Raw genomic sequence first — 20,020 nt, 5'->3', positions numbered from 1 at the left:
ATAAGACACTATTCAATTTACACCCCATTCTAGCAAATTTTTTGCCATTTGACAAGGTTGAATATAGCAGCTTAATTCACACTAACCTGACCTGAATAATAATCAAAGCTTAAACCACTTTGGACATTCGGAATGAAAACATTAAACTCTAAACTACCGTCAGATGATTTTGCTTCCAAATGTGTCCCGTTAGCAAGAATATTATCGCCATCATAGATTAAAGTCACGCGGTAACGAACACGTTTATTCTGATCAAGTGCTCTTCTGACCTGACCTTCGTAGTAATTTTGACCCGTTGAGTCTTCTGAACTAGCTTCATTTGCCCAGGCTGTCTGAGTGGCTACATTTTCAGGATTGCTTGTTGAAGCATCAAAGCCTTTTAAGCCACCAACTAAAGCATAGCCGAGCAAGTGCCCACGGTCCACGGCGTGACTGTATGTTCCAGAAAGATTTTGCACTTGATGCCAGCCCGCTGGTGTCCATGAAGTTGAGCCATTTCCAGTTTCCTCACGGCTTCTATACTGACGTGTCGACTTACTCAACAAAGCATTTGCGACCGTTGGAATAGTCTGACCTTGCACAATTTTTGTTTTGTTATTGGCATAAGGTTTGCTGGCTACTCTTGCATTCAAATCGGTTTTATTTCCGTTAACCAAATAAGCTCCCGCACCGTTCCATTCAAAATTTGAACCAAGCTGAGCTTTAACGCTGTCTGTTAAGACTGAGTCTGCTAATTCTTGACTTGGTGTTGCTTGATTAGCAGAAGACTGATTTGACACAATCTTTGCAGATGATTCTCCCGTAATCAAGGAAATAACTTGATTAACAGGATCACTTGAATCTGAAGTTGTCAGCCAACCCGCACCAATACTAACCAATAAAACTAATAAAGAAATAAATGATTTTGTCTGTTTAGACAGTTTCGATTTCTTTGCCATAAAATCCTTTCACTAAAAAAGTGGAACATCGTGCTTTATCAAAATCATAAAGTCGATTATCCCACTTCTACATTTTCGTCAAGCTGCTCTAAAATACAAATAGCTTATTGGCCTGTAAATTTGCCAATAATTGCTTGCCATTTATCAATCGATAAAATTGAGAATGGATTTTTACCATCACCAATGACGGCATATCCAATCATCAATCCAACTGCTAAAAATAAACAAGCCAAAAGAGCAACCACTAGAACTAATCCTAACTGTTTTGCTACGTATTTCCAGCCACTTGTCATTTTTTAAGCCTCACTTACACGTTTAATATTTGCACCGAGTTTAGCCAATTTTTCATGGAATTTGTAATATCCACGGTCAAGGTGATTCAAGCGACCAACTGTTGTTGTTCCTTTTGCCACCATCCCTGTCAAAATAAGGGCTGCGCTAGCACGAAGGTCAGTTGACATAACTGGAGCACCTTGAAGCTCTAGCCCACCATGAATCATAGCTGTATCGCGCATGATTTCTGACTGCAAGCCCATACGGCGCATTTCTTCCAAATGTTGGAAACGATTCTCAAAGACCGTTTCAATCATTGTTGATTCGCCATTGACAACTGCCATCAAAGCTGTAAATTGCGCTTGCATATCAGTTGGGAAACCTGGGTGAGGAAGTGTTTTAACCGTTACAGGTTTCAATTTCGCTGTATCAGCAATAACACGAATCCCTTCAGGTTCATCAATAACGGTCACACCCATCTCAATCAATTTTGAAATCAAAGGACGATTGTGTTCCCAGATAGCATCCTTAACAAGAACATTACCTGATGTCATAGCTGCCGCTACCATGAAAGTTCCAGCTTCAATACGGTCTTGAACCACATCATGTTCAGCACCATGAAGGCTATCAACACCAGTAATGGTCAAAGTCTCTGTACCAGCACCTTTAACGATAGCACCCATTTTATTAAGTAGCATCGCTAAATCAACGATTTCTGGCTCACGTGCGACGTTTTCAATAACAGTCACACCTTCTGCCAAAGTTGCTGCCATCATCAAGTTTTGTGTTGCACCAACTGATGGGAAATCCATGTAAATTGTTGTCCCTTTAAGTTTCCCATCAACAGTCGCTGTGATATCACCACCAGCTTGTGTGATTTTTGCCCCCATAGCTTCCAAACCTTTAAGGTGAAGGTCAATTGGACGACTACCAATCGTGCAGCCACCAGGCATTGATACTTTTGCATGACCTTTACGTGCTAAAATTGGTCCTAAAACAACGATTGAAGCACGCATTTTGCTAACATATTCATATGGGGCAATATCCAAAATATCTCCTGAAGCATCCACTTCAATCGTGTTATTCGCTTCATCAAAATCAACTTGAATATCTAAACCACGGACAACATTATTCATCGTAAAGACATCTGAAAGGATTGGGACATTTGTTAAAACTGTCTTTCCTTCCTTCGGTAAAATTGTCGCTGCAAGAAGAGGAAGAACCGCATTCTTTGCTCCTTCAATGATTACTTCTCCTTCTAGGCGTGTATTACCGCCTTCAATAATAATTTTATCCAAAATGAACTCCATTCTTATATTATAATATCAAAATTATATCATAGTTTAGCGATTATTGCTTTTATTGAAAACCAAAGAAGAAAGTCTGACTAACTGTAATGATTTCTAAAATAAAATGGCTTACCATATAACCAAGTGCAATACTAACCAAAAGAATAAATACTTTAAGGCGACCAATATTCTCAGGCGTATTTTTAATTAATTTTGACCAATCAAATAAATTTCGAAGAATTTGATGTGTCATTGCAATAAAAACAAGGTGACTAATCAAAGTCACTGAACTATTTAAAATTTCCATAGAACTATTATATCAGATTTCATTTTCGACAACAAAAAACTGCACAAGTGTAAGCTTTCTTCATGAAAAAATCATCAAAAAGTAACAAAAAAGTCTGAGATAAAATCTCAGACTTTTTATGTTTATTTGTTACCAACACTGATACGGTTCAAAGCACGACGAAGTGCAACTTGTGCACGACGTACTTCGTCGATATCGTGAGTACTTTGAGCTTGTTCCAATTTACGTTCAGCACGAAGTTTAGCACGTTCAGCACGGCTAACATCGATATCGCGTTCACGTTCTGCAGAATCTGCAACAATTGTCACAAGATTATCTTTAATCTCAATAATACCACCGTTGATAGCTACCCAATCCACGTGATTGTCATCATCTGTACGACGAATCTTCATTTCGTGAACTGTTAGCGGAGCAATGAGGTTAATGTGTTCTGGCAAAATCCCCATCTCACCATCCGGTGTTTTTACTGAAATAAAATTAGCATGGTGATCATAGCGAATACCATCTGGTGTTACTACCTGAACAGTCATAAATGTCATGGTATCACCTCATTAGTAATTCATTTTCTTAGCTTTTTCAACTACATCCTCGATTGGACCTACGTTACGGAAAGCATCTTCTGGAAGATCATCATATTTACCTTCCAAGATTTCTTTAAAGCCACGAACAGTTTCAGCAACTGGTACGTATGAACCAGGCATACCTGTAAATTGTTCAGCAACGTTGAAGTTTTGTGACAAGAAGAATTGGATACGACGAGCACGTCCAACCAATGTTTTTTCTTCGTCTGACAATTCATCCATACCAAGGATGGCAATGATATCTTGCAATTCACGGTAACGTTGAAGAACACGTTGAACTTCTGTTGCTACTTCATAGTGTTCTTGACCAACAATTTCTGGTGCAAGGGCACGTGAACTTGAAGCAAGTGGGTCAACGGCTGGGTAGATACCCATTTGAGTCAACTTACGTTCAAGGTTAGTTGTTGAATCCAAGTGAGCGAATGCTGTTGCTGGCGCTGGGTCAGTGTAGTCATCGGCTGGCACGTAGATGGCTTGGATTGATGTAACAGAACCTTTTTTAGTTGATGTGATACGTTCTTGCAATTGACCCATTTCAGTTGCCAATGTTGGTTGGTAACCAACGGCTGATGGCATACGACCAAGAAGGGCTGATACTTCAGAACCTGCTTGAGTGAAACGGAAGATGTTATCGATGAAGAGAAGTACATCTTGTCCTTCAACATCACGGAAGTATTCCGCGATAGTCAAACCAGTAAGGGCAACACGCATACGTGCTCCAGGTGGTTCATTCATTTGACCGAAGACCATGGCTGTTTTTTCGATAACGCCAGATTCTTTCATTTCCCAGTAAAGGTCATTACCTTCACGTGTACGTTCCCCAACACCGGTAAATACTGAGATACCACCGTGTTCTTGGGCAATGTTGTGAATCAATTCTTGGATAAGAACGGTTTTACCAACACCGGCACCACCGAAAAGTCCGACTTTACCACCTTTTAGGTAAGGGGCAAGAAGGTCAATAACTTTGATACCCGTTTCAAGGATTTCTGATGATGTTGATAATTCATCAAAAGCTGGTGCTTTTTTGTGAATTGGTTCGCGTGGTGCATCTTCTGCAAATGGTTCGTCAAGGTCAATTGTATCCCCGAGAACGTTAAACACACGACCCAAAGTTTCTTTACCAACTGGTACACTGATTGGACGACCAGTATCGAAAACTTCTAATCCACGTGTAAGCCCATCAGTTGATTCCATAGCGATAGTACGTACAAGACCGTCTCCAAGTTCAAGAGCAACTTCGAGCACGATTTTTTGAGATTTATCGCCATCTTTATAAACAATCAATGCATTATTAATCTCAGGTAGTTTGTCACCAGCAGCAAACGCAACGTCGACAACTGGACCTACAACCTGAGCAATTTTGCCTGAGCTCATGTTTTTCTCCTTTTAGATTTTTTAGGGATTTTCTCCCTTTTTATGAGGCTAAGAAGCTCTCATATTATTCTAGTGCGTTAGCACCTGCTACAATTTCTGTGATTTCTTGTGTAATAGCAGCTTGACGTGCACGGTTGTACTGAATAGTCAAATCGTTAATAACGTTTTTGGCATTATCAGTGGCTGTTTGCATAGCTGTCATACCAGCGGCATGTTCAGCAGTTTTAGCATCAACAATGGCACCATAAATAAGGCTTTCAGTATATTGTGGCAAGAGTTGTTCTAAAATCATTTCACGATTTGGTTCCAATTCAAATCCACTTACACCTTCTTCTGCTGCTTCATCAGCATCCAATTCAGCAATTGGAAGCATTTGTTGCACACGAACTTGACTAGTCAAGCTGTTCACGTGGTGATTGTAACATACATATAATTCATCGAACAATTCGTTCTTATACATCTCAACAGATTTTGCGATGATATTTCCAACTTGTTCAAATGATGGCTGATCTTCCAAACCACGCAATTCAAAGACAACGTTCATTCCACGAGCTTTAAAGAAATCTGCACCAATACCACCGATGGCAATAATAGCATAGTTGCCATCTTGGTGATATTCCTCAATAAGATCCATCATTGCTTTCAAGATTTTTGAGTTATATCCACCAACAAGTCCTTTGTCAGACGTGATAACAATGTAACCAGTCTTTTTAACCGGACGAGCGGCTAGCATTGGATTTTTTGAACCATTAACTAGTTCTGATTTCAATAAGTCAGTAGTGATTTGACGAATTTTTGAAGCGTAAACTTGGAAATCTTTTGCTGCTTGCTCAGATTTAGTCAATTTCGCAGCAGATACCATTTGCATGGCACCTGTGATGTGACTTGTTTTCTGAGTTGAAATAATTTTCCCTTTGATTTCACTAAGAGAGCCTGCCATATGCTACCTCCCTCTTATTTGAATTCTGACTGATCTTTAAAGGCTTGAATAGCTGCATCTAAGACAGATTCTTCTGGTAAATCTTTGGTTGTACGGATAGTTTCAAAGATTGATTCGTAGTGTGCATCAAAGTAATCATACAAAGCTTCTTCGAATGCTAGGATATCATTTACTGGCACATCATCCAAGAAACCATGAGTAAGTGCATAAAGAATTACAACTTGTTTTTCAACAGGAAGTGGTTTGTGAACAGGTTGTTTAAGCACTTCAACTGTACGACGTCCACGGTTAAGTTTAGCTTGAGTTGCGGCATCCAAGTCAGAACCAAATTGAGTGAAGGCTTCAAGTTCACGGTAAGAAGCCAAGTCAAGACGAAGTGTACCAGCAACTTTCTTCATTGCTTTGATTTGTGCTGAACCACCAACACGTGATACTGAAGAACCAGCATCGATCGCAGGACGAATACCTGAGTTGAAAAGATTTTCTTGCAAGAAGATTTGTCCGTCAGTGATTGAGATTACGTTAGTTGCGATGTAAGCTGAGATATCACCAGCTTGTGTTTCGATAAACGGAAGGGCTGTAATTGAACCACCACCAAGAGCATCAGAAACTTTCGCAGAACGTTCAAGCAAGCGGCTGTGAAGATAGAAGACATCACCTGGGTAAGCTTCACGTCCTGGTGGACGACGAAGAAGAAGTGACAGTTCACGGTAAGCTACCGCTTGTTTTGATAGATCATCATAAACAATCAAGACATGTTTTCCGTTGTACATGAATTCTTCAGCCATTGCAACACCAGCATATGGAGCGATGTAAAGTAATGGAGAAGGTTGTGAAGCTGAGGCTGTCACAACGATTGTGTAATCAAGGGCACCGTATTTACGAAGAGTTTCAACTTGTGTACGAACAGTTGATTCTTTTTGACCAATCGCAACATAGATACAAATCATATCTTGTCCTTTTTGGTTCAAAATTGCGTCAATCGCAACAGATGTTTTACCTGTTTGACGGTCACCAATGATCAATTCACGTTGACCACGTCCAATTGGAACCAAAGCGTCAATCGCTTTAAGACCTGTTTGGAGTGGTTCAGAAACTGATTTACGTTGCATAACGCCTGGTGCAGGTGTTTCAACTGGACGTGTAGCAGTTGTCTTGATATCACCAAGACCATCTACTGGTTGACCAAGTGGGTTAACAACACGACCGATAAGAGCTTCACCTACTGGTACTTCCATGATTTTACCAGTACGTTTTACTTCATCACCTTCACGAATTGTAGAGAAATCTCCAAGAATGATGATACCAACGTCATTTGACTCAAGGTTTTGAGCCATACCGAAAGCACCATTTGAAAATTCAAGAAGTTCTCCACTCATGGCATTATCAAGTCCACGAGCACGAGCGATACCATCACCGATATAAGTGACAACACCAGTTTCTGTGACGTCAAAATTTGGCTGGAAGTTTTCAATTTGCTTTTTAATTAAAGCGCTAATTTCTTGTGCATTAATTGCCAAAAGTCACACCACTTTCTATTTCAAATTCATTTTAAATTCTTGCAATTGACGACGAATACTTGTGTCAATTACTTTATTGTTAACATTGATAACAAATCCACCTAGGATTGATTCATCAATGTTTTCAACGAGTTTTCCAGCTTTAACACCGAATTTTTCAGCAACTAAAGCTAGGATACGTTCTTTTTGTTCATCAGTTAAAGCTACTGCGGTTGTCACAACAATATCGTGTTGATTTGTAGCAATAACAAAATCTTTTTGAACACCTTCTAAGATGGCTTTCAAGAACGCTTCTCGTTCATTTTGTAAAATTACCTCAAGAAAATTGTTCATGTAAACTGAACTAGACTCTTGAAGCAACCTAACAAGTTTTACTTTTTCATCACGTGAAACGACTAAACTTGACAAGAAGTCAGCTAAGTTTGTCTCTTCAAAAACAGACAACAAAGCTTCTGTTTCTGATTGGAGTTCAGCTAAACTGTCTTTTTCAATAGCAATTTCTACGAGACTTTTCGCATATTGCTCAACAAGAGCTTGTGTCTTTTTATCCATTAGGCATCTCCTAGCTTGTCAAGATAGCTATCAATGAGATTGCTTTGAGCTTCTTTGTCAAGATTAGCTGTCATGATTTTTTCTGCCAAAAGGACAGTCAAATCAGCGACATCACCTTTAACACTTGAAAGAGCTTCTGCTTTACTTTGTTCGATATCTTGATTAGCTTTAGCTTTCAAGCGACTAGCTTCTTCGCGTGCTTCAGCGACAATTTTAGCCTCTTGATTTTTACCAGTTTCTTTGGCATCATCAATAATTTGAGTTGCCTCAGTACGAGCGCCAGCTAACTCTTCTTGGCGTTTAGCAGCAAGAGCTTCTGCTTCTTTACGTGCTGCTTCTGCACCATCAATATCATTAGCAATTTTTTCTTCACGAGCGGTAAAGATCCCTGTCAATTGTTCCCAAGCAAAAAGTTTGATGAGAACCAACAAAAGGATCACTGAACCAGCAGTAATAATAATATTACCAATACTTGTACTATTGATTAGTGTTTCCATTGATTATTCCTTTCTTAAGATTCATCCTCATCTTCTGGGAGTTTTTCTGAGATATATTTAGATGACAAAATAGTGAATACGTACGCTTGAATGCATCCGATAAAGGCTGAGAAAGCAACCCAAGCCAAGTTAAGGGCAAATGCCAATGGTGCAAAAATTAAGCTTTTTGTACCAAAGCCTACAATCAAAGCAGTAACGACTTCACCAGCATAAATGTTACCAAATAAACGTAGAGCAAGTGACAATACGTTAGTAAGTTGCTCTAAGATGTTCATTGGGAGCATCATTGGGAAAGGACTTAGATAACCTTTCAAATATGCTTTAACACCTTTCTTTCGAATACCTTCAACATGGACAACAATCGCGATGATTAAAGATAGTGTAAAATCGACCATAAAAGTTGATGTTGGAGATGTCCAAAAGTTATAATCATCAGACTCCAATTTAACTAGCAACCCAAGGTTGTTAGCAATCAGAATGAAAAAGAAGAATGTGAACATCAACAAGCTGTACTTAGGAGTGTATTCTCCAAGATTAGGTTTAATCGTATTTTGTACGAACTCGTAGACATACTCAATGAAATTTTGTTTTCCTTTAGGTTTCAGAGTCATTTTTCGAGTTGCCCAAAAAATGATACCGAAGGAAATAATCACCGTCAAGAGAGACATCGCTAAAATGGTTAAGTCAAACTCAATACCAAAGACATGCGCTGTTGGATTTACAGATGTTTCCAACTTTATCCCTCCTTCTTTTTATAAGTTCTTAGTTAGAATTATCCAACGAAGAATGTAGATGCAAGAAGGACGAAGAATGTACCTTCGATGAAGGCTACTCCAAGGAACATAAGTGTTTGCAATTTACTGAACATTTCAGGTTGACGTGCTGCAGATTTTGCAATGTTGGCAACGAGGATACCTTCACCAAGACTAACTCCTAGTACGGCAAGACCAAGTGCTAAGATTTTTAAATTCAACATGATATGAATCTCCTTTTAAAATTTTTTACTTCGTTATTTTAGTCCTATTTTAAGGAATTGTCAACGAAATCACCGTTTTCGGAAACGTTTTCCCAAACTATACTTAACCTTTGTTTAGTTTTTGAGCAATAAAAAAAGGAAAACGGTCAAATCCGCTTTCCTTTAGGCTTTATGAGCCTTATTTACTAACATTTTATGGTAGATTTTCTATACAAATCATGTTGGAAAATGCGTTTTTGGACAGAATGTCCAGAAACTGCTTTCATAAACAATTTTCCATATAATTTTGAAAACACTTTCTACTATTTAAAGTGTGAATTATTTGTCCATTGACTCATCTAAGTCTTCAACTTCATGAGCAAATTTTTGAGCAATAGCTTCTAGCGCTAAATCTTCTTGATCCCAAACTAAGGCATCATCTGAAATTTCATCCGTGTTAGCAAAGAAAGTAATATGATTTTTAAGATTACGAAGCACGATTGGCGCGTCACCACCGTACTCACCATCCAAATTAATCATCATTTTCTTGTCTGATAGAGGTTCAATTTCCAAGAAGTCTGTCTTGATATACTCAATGCGCTTATCACCGATATGTTTACCACCATCAAGAACTAGTCGAATCAAACGTAAAATCTCAATCAAGTTAGCAGTCTTCACTAAAATCAAAGTGAACTTACCATCATCAAGTTTAGCGTCTGGAGCGATTTGTTCAAAACCACCAACTGAATTAGTGATGGCAGCAAAAATCATTGACACATCACCTTCAAAGACACCTTTTTCATGTTTAATTCGAACTGGAACTGTACGAATTCCTGGTAGAAGTTCAACCCCCTTTGCCAAATAAGCTAGGTAACCAAACATGGTTTTCAACTGACTTGGCACACTGTAAGTCAATTCTGTGAATGAACCTGCAGCAGCGATATTGATAAAATACGTATCCTCACGCGCTTGACCAATATCCATGTGAATCAGTTGGTTTTTACCAATAATTTTTGCAGCTTCAACGGGATTTCCACGAGGGATTTTAAGGGCACGCGCAAAGTCATTTGTCGTACCTGTTGGAATGATTGCCATTTTTGGTCGTTTTTCTAGCGGAGCAATTCCATTAACAACCTCATTAATCGTTCCGTCACCACCTGCAGCGATGACTAAATCAAAACCAGCCTTTGCTGCTCTCTCAGCTTCATTGCGAGCTGAATTTTCTTCAGGTGTTGTTTGAAAGGCAGAAGTTTCATAACCAAAGCCTTCTAAAATATCTAGAACTTCGGCAACATTTTTCTTCATAATTTCCTGGCCAGAGGTCGGATTATAGATTAAACGTGCTCGTTTTTGTTTTTTGACCATATTATATTACCTCAAAAAGATTATAAACTTTCTAACCAAGCTTCATCACGAACGTCAATTCCAAGAGCTTGGGCTTTTGTCAATTTTGATCCAGCATCTGCTCCTGCAACGACAATATCTGTCTTTTTAGAAACACTGCCTGTAACCTTAGCTCCTAAATCCTGCAACTTTTCTTTAGCTTCATTTCGCGTTAAGCGTTGGAGTTTTCCAGTTAGAACCACTGTCAAACCAGCTAATTGAGCATCTTTGGAAACTTTCTTTCCAAGATAAGCAAAATTAACACCAGCATTTTTCAATTCTGCCAAAAGTTCTTCGGCTTCTTTTTTTGCAAAATAGCTGCGCAGTGACTTAGCAATAACTGTTCCAAGACCATCAATATTAGCAATAGCTTCTTCGTCTGCTGCCACAAGATTTTCGATACTTTCAAAAACTTCTAGGAGCTGACGACTTGCTTTAGCACCAACATGACGGATTCCTAAACCAAATAATAATTTTTCTGCTGAATTAGCTTTTGATGCTTGGATAGCATTGTAAAGTTTTTCAGCCGATTTTTCTTTAAAGCCATCAAGCGTCAGCAAATCTTCGACACTTAGTCGATAAATATCTGCTACGTCATGAACCAAATCCGCTGTAAAGAGTTTCTTAACGATTGAAGGTCCAAGACCAGTAATATTCATGGCATCTCGACTGGCAAAATGCGTTAAGCGCTCTTGAATCTGGCTTGGGCAAAGTGGGTTGATACAGCGAAGCGCTACTTCATCCTCATAGTGAATCAGCTCACTGCCACATGACGGACACGCCTCAGGAATTGGCATTGGGACTTGCTTATCACGCTTACTTTCAACCACGTGAAGCACCGCTGGAATAATATCTCCCGCTTTGTAGACAATAACGGTATCTCCGATTCGGATATCTTTTTCAGCAATATAATCGACATTGTGCAAAGTCGCACGACTAACAGTTGTTCCTGCAAGCTGAACTGGCGTCAAATTAGCTGTTGGAGTAACAACACCTGTACGCCCAACGGTCCAATCTACTGACAAAATCTCAGCTTCTTTTTCTTCAGCTGGGAATTTATAAGCAATCGCCCAACGTGGTGCCTTAACTGTGAAACCAAGTTCTTCTTGCATAGCAAGGCTATTCACCTTAATAACGATACCGTCAATATCATATGGCAGACTATCACGCTCTGCAGCCACTTCTTGAATGAATGCCCAGATATCTTCCATCGAAGATGTTGTAATGCGTTTTGGATTAACTGAAAAACCATAACGAGCCAACTCTTCTAAGACATCATTTTGTGTGGTCATGCTTGTTGAAGCCACTTCTTGATACAAGAAAGTTGCCAGATTACGCTTTGCAACAACTGCAGTATTTAACTGACGTAGTGTTCCAGCTGCGGCATTACGAGGATTGGCAAATTCTGACTGACCACTTTCACGACGTTCTTCGTTAATCTTATCAAAAGATTCTCTTGGCAAATAAGCTTCGCCTCGAACCGTGATTGTTAAAGGCTCTTCCAATTTGTGCGGAATATCTTTGATGCGTTTGACATTTTCAGTGATATTTTCACCGATTGAACCATCACCACGTGTCGCACCAACTTGAAGCACACCGTCTACGTAGACTAAGGATACTGAAAGTCCATCAATCTTAAGCTCAGCCATGTAAGATGCATTTGGAAATTCTGCCTTGACGCGACGGTCAAAATCATCTAATTCCTCGCGTGAAAAAGCATCTTGTAAGCTATACAGTGGTGTTTCGTGTTGATATTTTTCAAAACCATCTAAAATAAGACCCCCAACTGCTTGTGTCGGACTATCCGGCAAAATTAAGTCTGGATTAGCCTTTTCAAGCTCTACCAATTCACGATAGAGCTTGTCATACTCACTATCAGAGACCGTTGGTTGGTCTTGTGTATAATACTCTTTTCGATACTGGTTGAGTTCGTCAACCAATTTTTGAATACGTTCTTTCATATATACTATTTTAACACATCTAAAGAAAAATACTCTTTAAAACTTATCATTTTTTGAAGATATTATTATAGAAAAAAAGAACTTCCACTTTGGGAAATTCTTTTAGTATATCAAGCAGTCAATTCAATACGACTGGCTAATTTATCCATGACAAGTGAGCCAATTAGAAGTGATGCAAGTTCTCCCACGGCTGAGGTAAACCATGTCATCAAGAAAGGTGCGTTAGCAACAATATGCAACTCTGTGGCAATGGTAAACATTGAAGCTGCAAATAATAGTGAGAAATAAAAGAATGCTTTGTTAAATAAACCATTAAAGAGATATTGATCTTTATAGCGGTCAAACAAGGTTACACCTAGCATCAAGAAAACAAAAGTCTGGCTACCACCGACAAAGACATCGATGAGACCAAAACTATATAAATTAGCAATCATACAACCTGCTGTTAAGCCGATAATATATTTACGATTATAAAAAGCCAAAAATACTAACATTTCAGATACTCGGAACTGATAAGCACCGTAAGAAATCGCATTTAAAGGCGGTGTGATTGTTAAAACAACATAAAGTGCCGCAACAAGGGCAACTCGAACAAAATCACGCATAGTGAATTTTTCCATTTTCTTCTCCTTTGACGTTTGAAAGCTTAGGTTTCAACGTTTGTAATATGCTTGGCGAAAGGGAACTAAGCACCAAGGGTCGTCAAGACAACGCTTAAAAGTATAGCACATTTTTCTAAAATTTGATATAGTAGACCTATGAAAAAATTAATCACAAGCGAAGTTTTTAAGTATCTCTTTTTTGGTGTTCTAACAACTCTTGTCTACATGGGAACACGTTTACTTATCTTTTCATTGACTAGCTCGGCGACTTTTTCAGCTGTCATTGCTAATATTGTTGCTATTTTATTTGCCTTCTTTACCAATGATTATTTTGTTTTCAATCAAGTTCGTAAAGGTTGGTTTGAGCGTTTGGTCAAATTCACCATTGCACGTTTGTCAACACTCATTTTAGATTTAGCTTTGGCATTCTTCTTGGTCACAAAATTCCCGCACATCATCGGACAATTTGTAAATGACAATCTTTCAATGGTTAATGCTATTGAAACACTCTTTTCTCAAGTCTTAATCATTGTGCTGAATTATGTTCTTAGCAAGCTATTAGTTTTCAAAGACAAAAAATAACACCCAGAAGGTGTTATTTTTTTTTGCCTCGTTGTGCCAAAAGTGACAACAAATCGCCTCGTCTACTTTCCATTTTTCCTTGACGTAATTCTTGATAAGTTGCGTTAAAAATAGCTCCTAAAATCAGGATATGAGCTAGGAAAATAAACCATAACATTAATACAAAAATCACGACCGATCCAAATGTTTTAATGTCAACCATTCGCTCAAAGGTTCTTAGAATATAACTACTAAACAAGTTATTCAAGAACACAATGACGACTGAGGTAAAAATGGTTCCAGGTAAGATGTAGCGAAAGCGTCGAATTCTGACATTAGGCAGAATAAAATACAATAACATCAATCCGATAACAATGGTCAAGACAGTCACCGGCTGTGCTAGATTCAAAATCACGGTAGCCATCGTGTCACTTAAATCATAGTATGAATTGATCACTTGCAAAACAGCTTTTGAAAAAGTCGAAAAGATTAAGACGAAAGTCAGTAAGAAAAGAATCAAGAGACTTCCAATTACTCCCACTAATCGACCAATCACAAAATCTCTGTGTTGCGCTACGCCATAGGCTTTATTAATTGCTTTTTGAAGAGAGGTCAACGATTTAGACATAGTCCAAAATGCTGTTAAAGTGGCAACTCCCAAAATACTACCTGAAGGTTTTGAGAAAATATCAATCGTAATAGCCGACACCGATGGGTAAAGGTTAGTTGGCAAATTTTTCTTCATAAATGCCAACAAAATATTAACATCAATGTTCAGATAAGGGAAAATATTAGCTGCAATGACAATCAGCGGAAAGGCTGTCAGCAGTAAATAATAAGCAACAGCAATTGCTGATAAATCAATCTCAGCACTGCGATAGTGTTTTAAATAAACTTGCAGCGGTTGCCACTCTAATTTAGACCATAATTTGTCTAAGAATTGCTTTCGCTTCATCTTAGTAAGTTCTTTCTTCTCCTTGGCTTGTTAGAATAACAGGACCGTCTTTTGTGATAACAAATTGATGTTCGTATTGACATGATAGCCCACCATCAAGGGTTTTGTGAGCCCAGCCAGTTTTCATGTCAGTATCGATTTCCCATGTTCCTGTATTAATCATTGGTTCAACAGTCAATACCATACCTTCGCGCAAACGAAGTCCACGACCTGCTTTACCATAGTGAGGGACCATTGGTTCTTCGTGCATTGTAGGACCAACACCGTGACCTACCAAATCACGAACGACACCGTAGCCGCGGCTTTCAGCATATTCTTGAATCGCTGCACCGATATCACCAATACGGTTGCCAACGACTGCTTTTTCAATACCGATATAAAGGCATTCTTTTGTGACGTCCATAAGGTCTTTAACTTCTTTTGAAACTTCACCAACAGCGTATGCCCAACATGAGTCGGCCACACCACCAGAATATGATTGCGTGTATTTTTTAACTTGTTCAACGTTATCAAAGTTTAGTTTTGATACGTCAACCACTGACTTATCAAGTGGTTCACTCATAACCATATCAACTTTAAGCAAATCGCCTTCTTTTAGGATGTAGTGACGTGGAAAAGCGTGAGCCACTTCATCATTAAGACCACAACATGTAGCATATGGGTAATCCATGATTGAACCATCAACACCAATTTGAAGTGGAAGAACATTTTCTTCTTTACAACGGCGACGAACATATTCTTCAACTTCCCACATGTCAACACCTGGTTTAATAACATCACGTAAACCGATGTGGATAGAAGCAAGGAAATCTCCTGCGCGATCCATTGCTTCGATTTCACGAGCTGATTTTAATGTAATCATATTATCTATCTCCTATAATAAACTCTAAAAAGAATCAGTACTCTTAATTATACACTGATAGTCACCAAACTGTCAAAAAGGTAACGTTCTAGTCACTTTTTGATAGAAAAAATTAATTGATTTTTGTCGTTACCAGAGCTTTGGCGACAATTTGATCATCTAAAAGAATTTCAAAATCAATCACCGAGCTACGACGCTTTTCAGTTATTATGCGTGGTTGAATAATTAAGCGATCATCAATTTGAACAGCTTGCAAGAAATAAAGCATCAATTGTTCAATAATGATATTCTTTTGATGTTTTTTCGTTAAGACTCGAACACTAATTTCTTTGATAAATTCGGTCAGAACACCTTGCGCAAAGTTCCCTGCATGGTCAATCATCGCTGGCTCAACGATGAATTGGTAAACACCATCTTCTTGCTTCAAATTAGAAAGCATCTGATCACTGTAAGTGTAGGGACTTGAATGCTGTAGGTTCTGTAGATTCTCAACAGCCTGACGGCGTGTAATCACTCCAAGCAAAGTCAAATCTTCTGCTACAACTGGCAGCATATTAAGGTCTTCAAAAATCATTTTTTGACTAATATTAGCCAGACTTGCTTGCGGTTTAGCAACAATCAAATTGCGAGACATGATACTCTTGATATCGACGTTATTTTCCTTATCAACAACGTCAAACATACTGACAACACCGACGACTACATTTTTACTATTAACAACTGGGAAACGAACATTCTTGGTTTGCTTAATCAAGGTGTTAAAATCACGCACGGTGTCACCTTCGTGCAAAAATCCGTATTCTGCTTTGACTTGATAAACTTGCTCAACCGTTGTCAAATCTGTCTTAATGCGCAAATTAGACAAAGCATGGTTAATCATCGTGGCAACTGTAAACGTATCGTAATTAGTCACCATAACTGGAATGCCAAGCTCATCAGCTAGACGAATAACAGCTTCTGAGACAGAAAATCCTCCAGTTACCAAAATAGCGTTATGTTTTTCAAGCGCTAGCAATTGAATGTTTTCACGGTCTCCAACAATCAAAAGGCCACCTTTAACCAGATAACGCAAGATATTTTCTTGAGTCATAGCACCAATTGAAAACTTGCTAAACTCACGGCTAAGTCCTGCTTTTCCTGCTAAAACCTCTGAATCACTGATACGAGCAATTTCTGAATAAGTCAATCGCTCAATGCGAACGGCAGGTTTCTTTTCAATACGAACCGTTCCACTTCGAGGTCTGGTCTCAACGATTCCACGATTTTCAGCCTCTTTAATGGCACGATAAGCGGTCCCATCACTAACATTTAAGTGATTAGAGATACTACGCACACTCACGCGCTTACCAACCGCCAAATTCTCCAGATACTCTAATATTTTCTGATGTTTACTCATAACGATAGTCACCTTTACTCAACTGATAATCAACATAATCGCGCATTTTCCGGCTATAACGGTCGCTTCCTTTGAATTGACGCTTCAAACGAAAACCTGATTTTTGCGCTACTCGTTGACTGGCTATATTTTCTGCATGAGCAATCACATGTAACCTTTGTAAACCAAACTCCTGAAAGCTCAAAAAAGCAAGTGTTTTTAAACACTCAGTCATTAATCCCTTACCCCAAAAAGCTTGATTCATAAAATAACCAATTTCTGTTGTCATACGATTATGGTCAAGTTTTTCAAAACGAATACAACCAATCATTTTACGAGTTTTTTTGTCTTCAATCGCCCAAACACCGAGCGGTTCCTTCATAAAATAATGAACCATGAGAAAATCACTTTCCTCACGTGTGGCACGACTTGGAAAAATAAAATGAAGATTATCAGGATTGCTACAAATCTCAAAAAAATCCTGACTATCCTTGTATGTAAAAGGACGTAAATACATGCGTTCTGTTTCAAAAGAGGCATAACGTCCTAAACGCGTCCAAATATCCATGTCCTTATTATAACACACGACTTTAAAATTTGGTTTAGCAGAATTCAAACAAAAAAGAAGCCCTAAGGCTCCTTCTTATTCTTCGATTAATTTAATATCAGCACCTAAGGCTGTCAATTTTTCGATAATATTTGAGTAACCACGTAAAATAAATTCAACGTTGGTAATTTCTGTTTGACCTTCTGCCATCAAACCAGCTGTCACAAGAGCTGCACCAGCACGCAAGTCTGACGCTTTAACAGGTGCTCCTGTCAATTTATTAGGTCCTTGATAAGCAATACGTCCGCCAACAATTGAAATATCCGCACCCATTCTCACCAATTCAGCGACGTGGTTAGTACGTTTTTCATAGATGGTATCCAAAATCGTACCACGACCTTCTGCCACTAATAACAATGGTGTGATTGGTTGTTGCAAATCAGTTGCAAAACCAGGATATGGTGATGTTTTTACTGATACAGCTTTTAGAGTTGACTGTTTTTCAACAAAAATAGCATCTTCTTCAACCGTCATACGAACACCCATTTCTTCGAGTTTTGCAATATAACTCTCTAAGTGTTCATAAAGGACGTTAGTGATGCGAACACCTTCACCGATTGCTGCTGCCATAGCAATATAAGTACCTGCTTCAATACGGTCAGGAATCACTTGATGACGTGTTCCATGAAGGCTTTCGACCCCTTCAATAGTGATAACATCAGTACCTGCGCCACGTACGTGAGCCCCCATATTGTTCAACAATGTCGCAACATCAATAATTTCTGGTTCACGAGCGGCATTTTCGATGATAGTACGACCTTTAGCTTTTGTCGCAGCAAGCATAGTGTTGATTGTTGCACCAACACTAACAGTATCCATGTAGATGTGAGCTCCATGAATTGGTTCTCCATCTGTTGCAAGGCGCATAGCTTCGCCTTCATAAGATACTTGAGCTCCCATAGCTTCAAAAGCTTTCAAGTGAAGGTCAATTGGACGAGGCCCAAGATCACATCCACCTGGAAGTCCAACAGTCGCTTCACCAAATCGGCTAAGCAAACTACCATAGAAATAATAAGAAGCACGCAAGCTATTGATTTTTCCGTATGGCATTGGTTGATTTTTAACACCACGTGGATCGATTTCAAGCGTTTCGCCTTCTCGCTTAATCTTAGCTCCCATCACTTCCATAATCTCAATCAAACTATCAACATCGGAAATGGCAGGAACTCCATCCAAAATAACAATATCATCAGATAGAATAGCTGCTGGAATCAAAGCCACAACACTATTCTTAGCACCCGAAATAGCAACCTCTCCCTTTAAAGGTTTGCCACCATTAATAACAATTTTACGCATACATTCAAAACTTTCTGCTAGAATTCAACCTTTACATTTTATCATAGATTATGGCATTTGACAAACTGATTATGGTGAATATTTTGACACTTTGTTAAGATTTTGTCATATTTTTTCGTGTTTTAATATCATAAGCAGAAACTACTACTTTTATTTTTCAAACTTTTTTAGTCAAAAAACTTTAAAATCAAGGTTAAACCTGTTTCAAATGTCTACTTTATGGCAAGTGTAACAAACTGATGGACTTTATTAAAAATATTGGTCAGCTATTTAACCTCTTCTTTAACAATCGGTATCCACAAAGCCATTTCATAATCTTCAGCGTGAATATCTCCTCCTGCATAAACTTCAAAATCTGGAGCACCAGAGTGACAATAACCATTTTCTGGAAAAAATACTTCAAGAACATATTTCCAGGCTTCGTGAATAGCCTCTGGAACATTGCCTCTGACTGGAACAATCGCATACTGCGTTTCTGCTACTTCTAAAAGACTCAAGCCCAACTCTTGTGCCTTTTTCTTATCTGTAACATCATATCCCGCTAAGTAATTAAGTCCCACACCAGATGAGAGCTCTGAGCAGACACCAAAACTTTGACCATTTCCTAATGCTTTTAAATCAGCAATATCAAATTTAGCATAGAGTTCATCCCAAACTCCTGGGCAGTCTTTACTTTCAATGTGTGATGCTAAAACACCAGCAACCGCAAAAGCCGCTTTCTTTTCAATTGTGACATTCATAGACTTACCTCCACTTACCGTTAATGATAAGTAAACTTTTGGAAATACTTTGTAGGGCATTCCCTTACGAACTTCAGTTGGCGTTGAACCGTGGAATTTTTTAAAAGCTGCGCTAAAACTATCCGCAGAATCATAACCGTATTTCATAGCAATATCAATCACCTTATCAGATGACATCTTCAAATCATTAACCGCTTCTGATAATCTACGCTTACGCAAATACTCCGATAAGGTCATATCTGCTAACATGGAAAATAAACGTGAAAACATAGCATAGGAATATCCTGATAAGTGTTGAACTTTTTGTTTATCAATTTCGGTCGTTAATACACTTTCAAGGTAGGTCATTGTTTGATTAAATCGTGAAATCATTACCCTCACCTCCTACTGTATAGTCTAGCAAAAGATTGAAAGATTTTCCCCTTATTTTTAAAACAAAAAATCTAGGA

General features: G+C 38.6%; 22 protein-coding genes and 1 riboswitch. Of the genes, 1 reads left to right on the top strand and 21 read right to left on the bottom strand.

What is annotated here, in order from left to right; genetic code table 11:
* Nucleotides 1-71: 71 nt before the first annotated feature.
* The 15 genes from BMX18_RS04740 to BMX18_RS04670 form a co-directional block, all read right to left on the bottom strand.
* Nucleotides 72-938 (bottom strand): DNA/RNA non-specific endonuclease, encoded by an 867-nt coding sequence (locus BMX18_RS04740; protein WP_093815342.1) that lies wholly within the window; start codon nt 936-938, stop codon nt 72-74.
* A 104-nt stretch (nt 939-1,042) separates the two neighbouring features.
* Nucleotides 1,043-1,231 carry a DNA-directed RNA polymerase subunit beta gene (locus tag BMX18_RS04735; RefSeq protein ID WP_020916495.1) on the bottom strand — a complete coding sequence of 63 codons (189 nt, stop codon included), beginning with the start codon at nt 1,229-1,231 and terminating at the stop codon, nt 1,043-1,045.
* Between the two features lie 3 nt (nt 1,232-1,234).
* Nucleotides 1,235-2,509, bottom strand: coding sequence for a UDP-N-acetylglucosamine 1-carboxyvinyltransferase (gene murA / locus BMX18_RS04730; protein WP_307770178.1), 1,275 nt, complete (start codon nt 2,507-2,509; stop codon nt 1,235-1,237).
* A 61-nt stretch (nt 2,510-2,570) separates the two neighbouring features.
* A complete protein-coding gene (locus BMX18_RS04725; protein ID WP_004231090.1) occupies nt 2,571-2,807 on the bottom strand; it encodes a DUF1146 family protein in 237 nt (78 codons plus the stop codon).
* Between the two features lie 122 nt (nt 2,808-2,929).
* Nucleotides 2,930-3,346: a F0F1 ATP synthase subunit epsilon gene (locus tag BMX18_RS04720; RefSeq protein WP_074481984.1), complete on the bottom strand. Its 417-nt coding sequence runs from the start codon at nt 3,344-3,346 to the stop codon at nt 2,930-2,932.
* Nucleotides 3,347-3,358: 12 nt separating this feature from the next.
* Nucleotides 3,359-4,765: a F0F1 ATP synthase subunit beta gene (atpD, locus tag BMX18_RS04715; RefSeq protein ID WP_039697146.1), complete on the bottom strand. Its 1,407-nt coding sequence runs from the start codon at nt 4,763-4,765 to the stop codon at nt 3,359-3,361.
* A 64-nt stretch (nt 4,766-4,829) separates the two neighbouring features.
* Nucleotides 4,830-5,705, bottom strand: coding sequence for a F0F1 ATP synthase subunit gamma (locus tag BMX18_RS04710; RefSeq protein WP_020916491.1), 876 nt, complete (start codon nt 5,703-5,705; stop codon nt 4,830-4,832).
* A gap of 14 nt (nt 5,706-5,719) precedes the next feature.
* A complete protein-coding gene (atpA, locus tag BMX18_RS04705) occupies nt 5,720-7,225 on the bottom strand; it encodes a F0F1 ATP synthase subunit alpha (RefSeq protein WP_039697147.1) in 1,506 nt (501 codons plus the stop codon).
* A gap of 15 nt (nt 7,226-7,240) precedes the next feature.
* A complete protein-coding gene (locus tag BMX18_RS04700; protein ID WP_039697148.1) occupies nt 7,241-7,777 on the bottom strand; it encodes a F0F1 ATP synthase subunit delta in 537 nt (178 codons plus the stop codon).
* Nucleotides 7,777-8,274, bottom strand: coding sequence for a F0F1 ATP synthase subunit B (gene atpF / locus BMX18_RS04695; protein WP_039697149.1), 498 nt, complete (start codon nt 8,272-8,274; stop codon nt 7,777-7,779). The genes BMX18_RS04700 and atpF overlap by 1 nt, the downstream gene beginning before the upstream one ends.
* 14 nt (nt 8,275-8,288) lie before the next feature.
* A complete protein-coding gene (gene atpB / locus BMX18_RS04690; RefSeq protein WP_093815340.1) occupies nt 8,289-9,008 on the bottom strand; it encodes a F0F1 ATP synthase subunit A in 720 nt (239 codons plus the stop codon).
* Nucleotides 9,009-9,046: 38 nt separating this feature from the next.
* On the bottom strand, nt 9,047-9,250 hold the full coding sequence (locus tag BMX18_RS04685) for a F0F1 ATP synthase subunit C (protein WP_039697151.1): 204 nt from the start codon (nt 9,248-9,250) through the stop codon (nt 9,047-9,049).
* 318 nt (nt 9,251-9,568) lie between these two features.
* Entirely contained in the window at nt 9,569-10,594 is a 1,026-nt protein-coding gene (locus BMX18_RS04680; protein ID WP_039697152.1) for a diacylglycerol kinase family lipid kinase, read from the bottom strand.
* Nucleotides 10,595-10,614: 20 nt separating this feature from the next.
* On the bottom strand, nt 10,615-12,573 hold the full coding sequence (ligA, locus tag BMX18_RS04675) for an NAD-dependent DNA ligase LigA (protein ID WP_093815338.1): 1,959 nt from the start codon (nt 12,571-12,573) through the stop codon (nt 10,615-10,617).
* 110 nt (nt 12,574-12,683) lie between these two features.
* Nucleotides 12,684-13,193 (bottom strand): QueT transporter family protein, encoded by a 510-nt coding sequence (locus tag BMX18_RS04670; protein ID WP_074559671.1) that lies wholly within the window; start codon nt 13,191-13,193, stop codon nt 12,684-12,686.
* A riboswitch (PreQ1 riboswitch) is annotated at nt 13,191-13,303 on the bottom strand. (Overlaps the previous gene by 3 nt.)
* A 28-nt stretch (nt 13,304-13,331) precedes the next feature.
* Here BMX18_RS04670 and BMX18_RS04665 point away from each other — a divergent pair.
* Nucleotides 13,332-13,757: a GtrA family protein gene (locus BMX18_RS04665; RefSeq protein WP_074559669.1), complete on the top strand. Its 426-nt coding sequence runs from the start codon at nt 13,332-13,334 to the stop codon at nt 13,755-13,757.
* A gap of 13 nt (nt 13,758-13,770) precedes the next feature.
* Here BMX18_RS04665 and BMX18_RS04660 read toward each other — a convergent pair whose 3' ends face one another.
* From BMX18_RS04660 to BMX18_RS04635, 6 genes are all read right to left on the bottom strand, one after another.
* Nucleotides 13,771-14,691, bottom strand: coding sequence for a YihY/virulence factor BrkB family protein (locus BMX18_RS04660; RefSeq protein ID WP_074559668.1), 921 nt, complete (start codon nt 14,689-14,691; stop codon nt 13,771-13,773).
* 1 nt (nt 14,692) lies between these two features.
* Nucleotides 14,693-15,553: a methionyl aminopeptidase gene (locus tag BMX18_RS04655; protein ID WP_006532325.1), complete on the bottom strand. Its 861-nt coding sequence runs from the start codon at nt 15,551-15,553 to the stop codon at nt 14,693-14,695.
* A 112-nt stretch (nt 15,554-15,665) separates the two neighbouring features.
* Complete coding sequence (gene spxR, locus BMX18_RS04650) at nt 15,666-16,949, bottom strand: CBS-HotDog domain-containing transcription factor SpxR (protein WP_093815336.1); 1,284 nt, start codon at nt 16,947-16,949, stop codon at nt 15,666-15,668.
* Complete coding sequence (locus tag BMX18_RS04645) at nt 16,942-17,496, bottom strand: GNAT family N-acetyltransferase (protein WP_093815597.1); 555 nt, start codon at nt 17,494-17,496, stop codon at nt 16,942-16,944. The genes spxR and BMX18_RS04645 overlap by 8 nt, the downstream gene beginning before the upstream one ends.
* A gap of 75 nt (nt 17,497-17,571) precedes the next feature.
* Complete coding sequence (locus BMX18_RS04640) at nt 17,572-18,831, bottom strand: UDP-N-acetylglucosamine 1-carboxyvinyltransferase (RefSeq protein ID WP_039697159.1); 1,260 nt, start codon at nt 18,829-18,831, stop codon at nt 17,572-17,574.
* A gap of 266 nt (nt 18,832-19,097) precedes the next feature.
* Complete coding sequence (locus BMX18_RS04635) at nt 19,098-19,943, bottom strand: AraC family transcriptional regulator (RefSeq protein ID WP_093815334.1); 846 nt, start codon at nt 19,941-19,943, stop codon at nt 19,098-19,100.
* Nucleotides 19,944-20,020: the final 77 nt, after the last annotated feature.

Source organism: Streptococcus sp. 45 (assembly GCF_900108865.1).
Lineage (GTDB): Bacteria > Bacillota > Bacilli > Lactobacillales > Streptococcaceae > Streptococcus > Streptococcus ruminicola.
This window is presented reverse-complemented; position numbering and strand designations above follow the sequence as displayed.